8 protein-coding genes are annotated in these 10,947 nt (G+C 66.9%); 2 read left to right on the forward strand and 6 right to left on the reverse strand.

What is annotated here, in order from left to right:
* The first annotated feature begins 45 nt into the window (after positions 1-45).
* Positions 46-468 (forward strand): hypothetical protein, encoded by a 423-nt coding sequence (locus AC6I0Y_RS10315; RefSeq protein WP_497731625.1) that lies wholly within the window; start codon positions 46-48, stop codon positions 466-468.
* A gap of 173 nt (positions 469-641) precedes the next feature.
* Here the strand turns inward: AC6I0Y_RS10315 and AC6I0Y_RS10320 are convergent, their stop codons facing one another.
* The 5 genes from AC6I0Y_RS10320 to AC6I0Y_RS10340 all read right to left on the reverse strand — a co-directional run bounded on the left by AC6I0Y_RS10320 (position 642) and on the right by AC6I0Y_RS10340 (position 7,686).
* Positions 642-2,129, reverse strand: a complete 1,488-nt coding sequence (locus AC6I0Y_RS10320; RefSeq protein WP_497731628.1) for a purine-cytosine permease family protein — start codon at positions 2,127-2,129, stop codon at positions 642-644.
* Between the two features lie 215 nt (positions 2,130-2,344).
* On the reverse strand, positions 2,345-2,614 hold the full coding sequence (locus tag AC6I0Y_RS10325) for a hypothetical protein (protein ID WP_497731630.1): 270 nt from the start codon (positions 2,612-2,614) through the stop codon (positions 2,345-2,347).
* Between the two features lie 121 nt (positions 2,615-2,735).
* Positions 2,736-4,055, reverse strand: a complete 1,320-nt coding sequence (locus AC6I0Y_RS10330) for a GntP family permease (RefSeq protein ID WP_497731633.1) — start codon at positions 4,053-4,055, stop codon at positions 2,736-2,738.
* Positions 4,056-4,289: 234 nt separating this feature from the next.
* Positions 4,290-5,033, reverse strand: a complete 744-nt coding sequence (locus AC6I0Y_RS10335) for a 4Fe-4S dicluster domain-containing protein (RefSeq protein WP_497731635.1) — start codon at positions 5,031-5,033, stop codon at positions 4,290-4,292.
* Between the two features lie 31 nt (positions 5,034-5,064).
* Complete coding sequence (locus tag AC6I0Y_RS10340) at positions 5,065-7,686, reverse strand: molybdopterin-containing oxidoreductase family protein (protein ID WP_497731638.1); 2,622 nt, start codon at positions 7,684-7,686, stop codon at positions 5,065-5,067.
* 422 nt (positions 7,687-8,108) lie between these two features.
* Here AC6I0Y_RS10340 and AC6I0Y_RS10345 point away from each other — a divergent pair, with 422 nt between their 5' ends.
* Positions 8,109-9,050: a LysR family transcriptional regulator gene (locus tag AC6I0Y_RS10345; RefSeq protein ID WP_497731641.1), complete on the forward strand. Its 942-nt coding sequence runs from the start codon at positions 8,109-8,111 to the stop codon at positions 9,048-9,050.
* 348 nt (positions 9,051-9,398) lie between these two features.
* On the opposite strand, the gene AC6I0Y_RS10350 is transcribed toward AC6I0Y_RS10345, so the two are convergent.
* Positions 9,399-10,889: a helix-turn-helix transcriptional regulator gene (locus AC6I0Y_RS10350; protein WP_497731643.1), complete on the reverse strand. Its 1,491-nt coding sequence runs from the start codon at positions 10,887-10,889 to the stop codon at positions 9,399-9,401.
* Positions 10,890-10,947: the final 58 nt, after the last annotated feature.

Genomic DNA, 10,947 nt, shown 5'->3' on the forward strand with positions numbered 1-10,947 from the left:
CGGCGGCACCGCAAGGGGACTGATCCGCTTTGGAAGGAGCACACCATGGGTTTCACCGATAAGCTGAAGGACATGGCCGAAGACGCCAAGGACGCCATCCAGGACGCGGCCCACGATGTGGCTGAGAAGGCCAGCGACGTGGCTCACGACGTGGCCGAGAAGGCGGGCGACCTCAAGGACGCCGCCGCCGAGAAGGCCGGGGACATCGCCGACGCTGCGGGCGACGCCGCGAAGAAGGCCGCTGACAAGGCGGGCGACCTGAAGGACGCCGCCGCCGAGAAGGCCGGCGACCTGAAGGACGCCGCTGCGGACAAGGCGGGTGACCTGAAGGACGCCGCCAGCGATGCCGCGAAGAAAGCAGGCGACAAGGCCGACGACGCGAAGGACGCCGTGGCCGCCAAGGCCAACGAGGCAAAGGGCGTCGTGGAGGCCAAGGCCGACGACGCGAAGAAGGCCGTGCAGCAGTAGCGGCCAGCCCCTCCGGAACCAGAGAGCCCCCCGTCGCGCAGCCTGCGACAGGGGGCTCTTTTTTGCGGGCGACCCGCCGGCCGCGGGAGGCGAGCGACCCGCCGGCCAGGGCGCCCCCCGCGCCGGCTCCGGCCGCCCGCGGGGAACCCGCCAGGCGTCGCGCCGCCTCTTCCCTACCCTATCTCCCCGGCACGCACCTTGTCGCGCAGCACCCAGCTGGCCGCCACATAGACGAGCACCGTCAGCGGGGCCACCACCAGAAACGGCACGGCCACGGCGCCGGTGGCGTAGAGCACGCTGCCGAGCAGGCCCACCGCCGCGATGGTGCCCACGCCGCGCCAGTTGACCTCGTGCTCGGGCGCGTCCAGGTCGATGCCCACCGCGCCGATGCCCATCTTGCCGCGCACCAGGTAATAGTCGGTGATGAGCAGCACGCACCAAGAGCTCGTGAGAATGGAGCCGTAGCTCATAAACGCGTTCACCTGGTCGAGGATGTTGCCCAGAATGAACGCGAGTCCGATGGCGTTGGCGCCGATGACCGCCGCCGCCCAAGGCAGCTTGCGGCCGGTAAGCGAGTTGACCAGGTTGGACACGGCGTTGGCGCCGCCGATGGAGTTGGACGTCTCCACCTTCATCTGCGACAGGCAGATGACCGCCAGGCCCACGCCGCCGGCCGCCAGCACGAGCGACACGCCGGGGTTGGTAACCGCCGCGTTGGCCGCGAGCGTGGCGCCCATGCCCTGGGCGGTGAAGTACTCGACCGACTTCTCGAAGCCGTAGTAGACGATGAGCGCGCCGCACAGGTAGGTGATGATGGCGAACACGCTGCCGGTGGCGGCGATGGGCGCGATGTCGCGCTCCTTGCGGGCGAACCGCGTGAAGTCGGCGGCGAACAGCGCCATGAGGCCGCTCGTCATGATGGCGTAGTTCACGGAGTAGGCGAAGCCCTGCACCGGCTCGACGCCGGGAATGAGGATGCCGTGGGTGGCCGCGTCGACCAGCTGCCCGTCGGCGGCGATGAGGTAGATGACGTAGCCCATGACGCAGAACAGCGCCACCACGAACACCGCGTTCATGCGGGCGATGACCTTGGTGCCGAACAGCGCCATGACCACCCACACGCACGAGATGCCGATGAACAGCGCCCAGCGGACGGCCTCGCCCTCCCAGCCGAAAGCGAACAGGATGGCGTTGCCCAGCTGCACCGTACCCACGGCCAGCACGCCTACCAGGCAGAATATCCAAATGAGGGATCCGGCGGCCGATCCGCGGCGGCCGAAGATGTAGAAGCGGGACACCACGTTGTTGGGCAGGCCCTCGCGAAAGCAGATCTTGCCCACCAGCAGCGTGAGCAGAAACGACAGGACGAACGTGATGGCCACGGTCACGCCGCCCATCTGGCAGCCGGCGTAGAACGCCACGATGCCGCCGCCCATCACCTTCGACAGGCTCGACACCACACCGCCTAGGATGGCGCCGATGTCGGGCCACGCGAGCCGCTTGTCAGCCGGCACGCGCTCGAACAGGGACACCTGCTCGGTGGCCGAGCCCTTCCTGCGGGACTTGGCCGAGGCGCCCTCGCCCGCCGGGGCCCGGCCCCGCGTCTTCTCGGCCACCTCGTCGGTGGGCTTGCCCTTCGCCTCGCTCGTCTTGCTCTCCATTGGCGGATCGCCCCTCTCTGGTTCCGCTCGCCGGTGCCGTGCGCGAACCGGTTGCCGCAGGCCGCCCGCGCTCCGCGAGGGAGGGCTGGCGGCCGCCCCTCGGCGACCGGCGAATGCCTTTCCCTTCCCGAGGCCGCCCCCGCGGTGGGGTGCGGCGGGCGGCCTCGGGAAGGGAGCTGGGCGCTCGGGATGAGCGCCCAGCGGGAATGCGGGTCCTAGGCCCCGGGGGCCTTGGGCGCGCCCGGGGCCGCAGGAGCAGCCGGAGCGCCGGGAGCCTTGGGGGCGCCGGGAGCGCCCGGTGCAGCCGGAGCGGCCGGGGCGCCGGTCGGCAGCGGCGTGGAGCCGTTGAGGTAGGGCGTGAAGTCGCACTTGCAGAACGGGCAGGTCTTCAGCTCGATGCCGCCCATGGCCTGGATGGTCTTGCCACACTCGGGGCACTTGGCCGGGCCGGCGGAGGCGCCGGTGTCAGCAGGTCTAAAACACATGGTTGTTCTCCTCAGTCGATCAGGGGATGGGGCGCGAGGGGCCCCGGGGGAAGCCGGCCGGGCCACGAGGGAGCTTGGAGGATGCCGCCTGCGGCCCGGTCGGTCAGGTGACGCAGGGCTCCTAGTAGATGCCGACGGTAGCCATGAGGATCATGACCACGAGGGCGCACAGGCCGGCGCCGATGGAGATGGCGGCGATGTGCTTGTAGGAGTTCTTGTGGTTCAGGCCCATGGCGGCCATCATGCCGAACATGGCGCCCGAGTTGGGCAGCGCGCCGCCGATGGTGGCCGACGTGGCGATGATCTTGGCGAGGGCCGCGGGATCAACACCGGTGGCCAGGTAGGGCTCCAGGAAGTTCTGGGCGATGATGCCCACCGCGCCCGAGCCGGAGCCCATGATGCCGCCCAGGGCAGCAGCCATGGTGGCGGCGGAGACGTAGGTGCCGCCCGGCATGTTGAAGATGGCCTCGTAGATGACGGTGAAGCCCACGGAGGCGGCGGCCACGGTGCCCACGCCCACGGCAGCGGAGGTGAACACGGCCGGGCCCACGCCGGCGACGGCGCCCTTGCCGAGCGCGTCGCGAACGGAGGGCACGTACTTGAAGAAGCACACGATGGAGGCGATGATGCCGGCCAGCATGCCGATGTAGACGACGTTCTTCATGCCGGTGGCGGACAGGCCGATGATGACGCCGATCAGGATGATCAGCGGCAGCAGGGCCAGAAGCAGGCTGGGCAGATCCTTCTGCTCCTCGACGGCCTCGTCGTCAGCGTCGGCCACGAAGTGCTCGCCCTTGGCCTCAGCGCGCTTGAGGGCGAACTTGATGTAGAGGCAGCTCACCACGATGGCGATGAGGGAGCCCACGATGCCCATGATGGGGGCGGCGGTGAGGGACACACCGCAGCCGTTGGCGGCGTTGATCCAGGCCACGGCCGGCACGCCGGGGATCATGGCCATGGTGAACGAGCAGGCGCCCAGAGTCCAGGCAGCGCAGAACAGGTGCCACGGGATGTTGCACTCGCGGAACATGGGACGCGCCAGCGGAATAAGGGCGAACATGGCCACGAACATCGAGATGCCCGCGTAGGTGAGCAGGGCGCCCACGCCGGCGATGCCCAGCAGCACGAAGTACGGGCTCTTGGTGCCCACCTTCGCCATGATGGCCTGGGCGATGGCCTTAGCGGCACCCGACTTGTCCATGAACTCGCCCATGATGGCGCCGCCCATGAAGATCATCAGGTTGCCGCGGATGAAGCCCGCGAGGCCCGTCGCGTAGGACTTATCGGCGCCTACCATGGAGTTCATGACGTCCATGCCGTTGGTCAGAGCAATGATGATGGCGGTCACGATGGACGTGATGAGCACGTTCCATCCCTTCATAGCCGCGATGACGAAGAAGACGAGACCGGCGACGATGCCGATGACTCCTATCCACTCCATTTCTTTCCCCTTTCAGGTTGATGCGTATTTCCCCTAAGCCCACTTCCAAGTCCTCCAAGCCTGCAAGTGGACGTAGATGGTGCTGATGACGCGGGGCGGGGCCCGCCTCCCGCGGAGAAGCGCTCGGGCGCGGCGAGGGAGGCGGTGGCGCGGGGCGGAGCGAAGGCTGCGCAGCTTCTGAGCGCAGCCTCGCGCCACCGCCTCCCGTCCCACAGGTCAAGGCGATTCGAAGCCCTACGCCATGTCGTTGCGAGTCGCGCGCATGAGCTCGATGTTGTTGTCGAACTTCATCTGCAGCTTGTCGCGGCGGATGGTGCCCTCATCGAAGGTGGTGAGGTCCTCCTCGCTCTCGAACATGGTGCCCAGGTCGCCGCGCTGCTGGTTGAGCGCGATGGCCTCGTCCACGGGATACGGGATGAGCTGCTTCTTCTCGCGCGGGTTCCAGACGAGATAGGCCGGCTTGGTGGCGTCCGGGGAGGGCATGCCCTCGCAGTAGCGCACATCGCCGTACTTCTCGATGAGCTCGTCGAGCGGGCCGAAGTCGAAGGCGCGCAGCGGGCAGCTCAGGGTGCAGAGGGGCTGCTGGCCGTCGGCCAGGCGGTCGACGCACATGGTGCACTTGCTCATCTTGGCCGTCGGCTCGTCAGTGGCGAACTTCGGCGCGCCATAGGGGCACGCGTCGTAGCACTTGCGGCAGCCGGTGCACTTGTCCTGGTCCACCAGGACCGCGCCGAACTCGTCCTCCTTGTAGAGGGCGCCCGACTCGCACACCTTCACGCACGAGGGATCCTCGCAGTGCGCGCAGGGGAACGCGAGCGCGTGCAGGCGGATGTTCGGGAACGTGCCCTGCTCCCACTCGTAGACGGTCATCCACTTCTCGGCGCCGGGCTCAAGGCCGTTCCAGTCCTTGCAGGCAATGCTGCAGGCCTGGCAGGCGTAGCAGCGGTTCATGTCGAAAAAGAATCCGTACTGGGTCATTGTCTGTTTCCTCCTCTCGAAGTCTTCGCCACTAGGCCGTGGCGGCCGCGTCGCGGGCGCCGTCCTTCTTGGCCAGGGCATCGCGGGTGCCAATGGCGACCGATGCGCCGCGCATGCCGCCGCGCTCGGCCTCGGAGCCGTAGCCCTCGGCGTCGCCGTCGGCCACCTTCTCAACGTTGATGAGGCCGGCGATGATCAGCGCGCCCAGGATGTGGGGCAGGTGGCCGTCATCGAGGAAGATGTTCGGCGTACCGCGCATATCCTGGCCAAAGGCGTTCATCTCGCTCGTCTCGCCGTTGGTCTGGTACCAGCCGCCATGGTGGATGGCCGCGGTGCCGGGCATGCAGCGGTTGGTCACGTAGGCCGTGAGGATGGCCTCGCCGCGATCGCTGTAGACGCGGCAGACGTCGCCGTCCTTGATGCCGCGAGCCTGGGCGTCCACGCCGGAGATCCACACGCCGTGGCGGTAGACGTCCTCGCGCATGAACGGGTTGTTGTCGTTGGAGGAGTGCTGTCGGTAGATGGACACCGGGGTGACCAGCGACAGCGGATAGTCCTTGACCTTCGGGTTGTAGAAGCCGTCGTTGGAGGCCGTGGAGATGTCGCCCTCGACGTAGCTGGGGCTCCACACCGGCATGGCCTCGTACTGGCCGCGCCAGCGGGTCTCGGTCATGTCGTTGTTCTTCACGAAGTTGGACACGAACTCAACCTTGCCCGACGGCGTGAGGAACGGGCTGTCGCCACGCTCCATGACGTTCTTGAAGGGGTAGTACGGCACGTCGATCTCGGTGCGGACGACCGGATTCGCGTTGAACTCCTCCCAGGTGGGGCGCTTCTCGTAGCCGAGGTAGGCCATGACGGTCTCGTTGTCGGCCCACTTCTCGAAGGCCTCCTTGTAGATGGCCTCCTGGGCGTCAACCCACTTCTCCACCGGAACGTCCTTCATGCGGGGGTTGTAGCCCTCGACGACCTCATCGCCCAGACGCTTGGCGATCTCAGTCCACACCCACTCCTTGGAGCGCACCTCGCCGGGGAAGTCGCAGCCACGGGCGCAGAAGGTGAAGTAGTTGCGCATGCCGTTCGGGCCGCTCACGAAGCGCTGATGGCCGTACATGTACTCGTCCATGCCCTCGAGCTGCCACACCGGCGCCGGCAGGATGATGTCGCAGAGCTCGGCGGTGGGCTGGTTCATATGCCACTGGAAGCCCCAGTTGAACTCCGTGTCGGCCATGCCCTGGAAGCGACGGTTCACGTTCGAGTGGTTGTTGGCGTAGTTGTTCTCGAAGATGATCATCTGGATGTTGGGCAGCGGGCTGTCGTTGGTCGGCGAGCCGATGCGATGGCGGAACTCGTCCTCGCTCATGCGGCCCTCCCAGTAGTCCTTCTGCGACGCCAGGATCTCGGTCAGGCAGTTGTTGTTGAACAGCACCGGCACCGTGTAGTCACCCGGATTGCGGCCGAAGTCGGCGCGAGGCGCGGGCACGCGGCCGGGGGTGGGCAGGCAGGCGCCCGACTCGCAGCCGCCAGCACAGGCAACGTTGCCGGTCATGGCCTGGAGCAGCATGGCGGCAGCCGCGCTGTAGTCGCCCAGGTGGCGCTTGGCGCAAGAGTAGAAGTACTGCAGATGCACCGGCTTCTCGGTACCGTAGAGACGCGCGAACTCGCGGATGGTCTCGGCCGGCACGGCGGTGATGGGGGCGGCCCACTCGGGGGTCTTCTTGATGCCGTCCTCGCCCTCGCCCATGACGTAGGCGCGCCACTCCTCGAAGCCGTCCTTCTCGACCCACTCGTCGACGAACTCGTGGTCGATGAGATCCTCTTCATAGAGCACCTGGGCCACGGCCAGCATCATGGCCAGGTCGGTGCCGGGGCGAATGGGAATCCACTGATCGGCGAGAATCTCGGCGGACTGGGTGTAGCGCGGGTCGATGACGATGGTCTTGCAGCCGTACTCATGGGCCAGCTGCATGTAGTAGGACGTCGGTCCGAACCAGGCGACCACCGGATCCATGCCCCACATGATGAAGAGCTTGGAGTTGAAGATGTCCGAGGCCTCGAAGCCCGGCAGGTTATCCGCGACGCCGCGAGCGCACTTGGGCATGTCGACGCCCAGGTGGAACATCTCGCCAGCCGCATGGCCCGAGCAGGAGTGCTCGCCCCACGCGCCGAAGCCCGCCTCCCACCAGGGGGCCAGCGGGAAGCCGTTCTTCTCGAAGCTGGGGTACTGGGAGTGGAAGATGCCGTAGGGGCCGTACTTGCCCTTGATCTCGATCATCTTCTCAGCGATGGTGTCGAGGGCCTCTTCCCAGCTGATCTGCACGAAGTAGCCGTTGCCCGGGCCCTTCTTGCCGACGCGCTTCATGGGGTGCAGAAGGCGCGTCTCAGCGTAGAGCTCCTTCTTCCAGGAGTGGCCCATGGCGCAGGGGCGCATCTGCACGTTGCCCTTCCACAGGTTCTCCCAGCCGCAGTCCTCGCGGCTGTCGTTCTTGTTAATGGAGTCGTCGGGCTCGACGGCGATGAGCTTGCCGTCCTTGAGATGGCACTTCAGAACGCATGCGGAGTCCCAGCATCCGTTCGCCGGGCAGGACGTGTAGAAGATGCGCTCACCTTCGCGACGCTCCCGGCTGGCCTCGATGATTCCCTGTTTGTCCATCGATTCCTCCTCTTCTTTCCTCTTTGGCACTCAGGTTTGGGAGCTTCGATCGACGGTTCTGTGTGGGCCCCCTCGGCGACACGACTCCCCCTTCGCCTGTGCTTCGATCATAGGAAGGTGTAGGGAATCACTACCGCGTCAGTCACCGATTCGCCGTTCGACTTCCTTGCGGGGGTTGCAAAGGAAAACTGACATGAAAGCTTTTGTTACAGCTTCGGGTAAAAAGAACTTCACCGATTCGCGCTGATACCCTGGACTAACTCCAAGTGCGCAGTGTTTAATCTACTCATGTGTGCTTAATCGCGGATGCTGCGCCAGCGTTGCAGAGCCGAGTGAGCCACCCTCTTTCGCACAGCGCAAAGCCGGATGGCGCCCGCCCGACACCGACCACGCTCGTAGCTCCCGGAGGCAAAGGGGGAACGATGCTGTTCGATGACGTTGAGGTCCTGCTCGTTCTATCGAAGGCGAAGAGCCTCTCGCAAGCGGCCGACCAGCTGTATATGTCGCGCCCCGGCCTTTCCCAGAAACTCAACAGCATCGAGAAGAAGTTCGGCACCTCGCTCATCAACCGCTCGTCATCGGGCATATCGCTCACGCAGGCCGGCAAGGTGGTGGTGAAGTTCGCCCAGAACGTGGCGGACATGGAACGCGTGCTGGCCTCGCAGATCGCCGCCATCGACGAGCACTTCCCCGCCAGCCTGACCGTCGGCATGAGCTTCGCCGACGGAGTGGCGCTGCTGCCGCGCCTGGTGGCCGAGTACGTGGAGCAGCTGCCGAGCGCCCGCGTCCACCTGGATGCCGGCTACGAGCCCGACCTGGTGCAGAAGCTGAAGGACGGCGAGCTGGACTTCGCCATCCTGGAGAACCAGCCCATGGAGCCGGGCATCGTCAACGAGGTGCTGGGCTACAAGAAGCTCGTGTTCCTGGCGCCGGACAAGCCGCCCTACAACCAGGCCATCTACCCCGTGCCGGTGGAGACGCTGCTCAAGTGGCCCATGATCGTGTACGAGTGGCATTCCGGGCGGCATATGGTGGGCAATCGCCACTTCCGCGAGCGCTACGGCATATCGCTGCGCGAGCACAACATGGTGGGCTGCTTCGACACGCACGAGGCCATGGTGGAGGGCGTGAAGGCGGGACTGGGCTGGGCCACGCTGCCCGAGTGCATCGCGCACCGCTACCGCAACGAGCCCGGCGTCGTGCGGTTCAAGGTGGCCACCGATACCATGTGGTACCCCGTGTCGCTGACCTGGCCCTCCGAGGCGCCGCGCTCGGACGAGGCCCGGGCGTTCGCCGAGTTCGTGGCCGCCAACATCCCCGAGGGCTACTTCAGCCGCAGCGCCGAGGCCGTGCTGAACTCGTAGGGTGCGGAGGCGCGGGGGTCGCGGGGGTCGCCCGGCGGGGGTCGCGGGGGGCGCCGGGCTGCGGGGGTCGCCCATACCGCCCCGGGCCGCGGGAGTCGTCCATCTCAGTGGGGTCGCGGGCCGTGGGAGGTCGCCGGAGGCGGGCGGCTCCCGCAAACTGCACAGTTTTTGCGACTTTGCGACAATTTCGCCGCTAATCCGGCGCCTTTCCACGCACACCCCGAGTCCGCGAAGAGGCCTCGCCGCCCCGCCGCTCCTGTGACCTGGGAATACGTCGGAGCTTCCCGCTCGCCGAGAGCGCGGCTTGTCGCAAAGTCGCAAAAACTGTGCAGTTTACCCGACGACGAGCTACACGGCACCCGCCTCGACGAGGTCGAGCAGCTCCTGCTTGGTGTGGACGCCCATCTTCTGGTAGATGCGCCGGCGGTGACTCGACACCGTGCCCGCCGATATGAAGAGGGACTTCTGGATATAGGCCGTGTCCCGCCCGCGAGCCAGCAGGAGGAACACCTCCGTCTCCCGTGGGGAGAGCCCGTAGCGCTCCGCCATGGCCGCCAGCTCCCCGTCATCGGCCACAGCGCCTGCCGCGCTCCTTCCGTCCGAAGCAGGCGCAGACGCGCCGTCGGCATCGGGCAGCGCCTCCCCCGTCGCCACGCGGAGATCGTGCTCGGGAAGCACGAACAAGTAGGACACCAGCAAAATGACGATGGCAGCCACCACCATGCTCCCCATGGCGTCCACCGACACATGGTAGGGATCGGGCCATAGGTGCCGCACGACGAAGAGCGACCCGGCGTACCCAAACCAGTAGAGCGCGAACTCAACCGCGAAGACGCGCCCCGCCGGCGTCTTAGAGCAGCAGGCGATGCGAGGCGCGAAGAGCCAGAACACCAGCTGGAACCCCAGGCGCCCCACCAGAGCGCACGCATAGGCCACCAGCGGCGAGAGCTCTTGCAGGAAGGCGGAGAGCCCGCCGATGACCAGGAACAGCGGGATGAGCCGGTAGATGCTGCGCAGCGAGGTGCGCGGCAGCACCGCCAGGCCCAAGGCAACGAGGCACACGGCCGCCGTCACGCAGGTGCGCAGCAAAAGCAGCAGCCGATCCGACTCGCTCGCACCACCGATAACCGAGAACTCCATGGGCATCGAACAGAACACCGACGCCACGGCAAACAGCAGGAACGCCACGGACGCCCGAGCGATGAAGCCGGCCTCCACCCGCTCCGCCCCGCCGGCGCGCACATCACTGCCCGCCCGCTGCGCGAGCGAGCCTTCCGAGGCCGCCCGGCAGCGGCGCAGCTTCATCAGGGCCAGGCAGGAAGCCGGCCCCGCCAAGGCGGCCAGCACCTGATAGGCCGGGGCGAAGAGCCCGGCGCCCGTGTTGAGCACAGCCGCGAGAAAGAAGCCCGCGATGATCGAGAACAGCCCCTCCTCGCGCCAGCGCACCCCCAGCGCACAGCCCCACTGAACGGTCATGAGGGCGACGCCCACGCTCGCGCAGATGGCAAACGGCCCGGCCAGCTCCCCCCAGCCGCCCACGGAGAGGGCCGCGTAGGACAGGGCGCCCAGCGCCATGCAGGCCGCGCCCAGCGCGGCGGCGATATCCGACCGGAAGAAGGCCGGCCTCCTGACAAGCGCGACGGATGCCACCAGGAAGGCGAGCAGAAAGCTGTACGCATCGTAGGCGCTGTTCGCCATGGTGGCCTGGGGCTGGGGCAGCACGTGGTTCGAGACGAAGAAGATCGAGATATAGAGCCGGTAGAAGGTGAAGCCCAGCGTGGCAAGAGCAAACTCTCGCCATCGCCATTCCCCGTGCCGGTACTTCCCTCCCGGGATCATCGTCAGTCCTGCCTCCCCTTGAGCCTGCCTCCCCCTCCGTATTGTAAGGGGCCACGTC

The organism is Adlercreutzia sp. St.1H8, from assembly GCF_059728655.1.

Excerpts from the sequence above, each read along its gene's own strand:
- AC6I0Y_RS10320 (WP_497731628.1), bottom strand. The coding sequence starts at position 2,129 with ATGGAGAGCAAGACGAGCGAGGCGAAGGGCAAGCCCACCGACGAGGTG.
- AC6I0Y_RS10315 (WP_497731625.1), top strand. The coding sequence starts at position 46 with ATGGGTTTCACCGATAAGCTGAAGGACATGGCCGAAGACGCCAAGGAC.
- AC6I0Y_RS10350 (WP_497731643.1), bottom strand. The coding sequence starts at position 10,889 with ATGATCCCGGGAGGGAAGTACCGGCACGGGGAATGGCGATGGCGAGAG.
- AC6I0Y_RS10340 (WP_497731638.1), bottom strand. The coding sequence starts at position 7,686 with ATGGACAAACAGGGAATCATCGAGGCCAGCCGGGAGCGTCGCGAAGGT.
- AC6I0Y_RS10325 (WP_497731630.1), bottom strand. The coding sequence starts at position 2,614 with ATGTGTTTTAGACCTGCTGACACCGGCGCCTCCGCCGGCCCGGCCAAG.
- AC6I0Y_RS10345 (WP_497731641.1), top strand. The coding sequence starts at position 8,109 with ATGCTGTTCGATGACGTTGAGGTCCTGCTCGTTCTATCGAAGGCGAAG.
- AC6I0Y_RS10335 (WP_497731635.1), bottom strand. The coding sequence starts at position 5,033 with ATGACCCAGTACGGATTCTTTTTCGACATGAACCGCTGCTACGCCTGC.
- AC6I0Y_RS10330 (WP_497731633.1), bottom strand. The coding sequence starts at position 4,055 with ATGGAGTGGATAGGAGTCATCGGCATCGTCGCCGGTCTCGTCTTCTTC.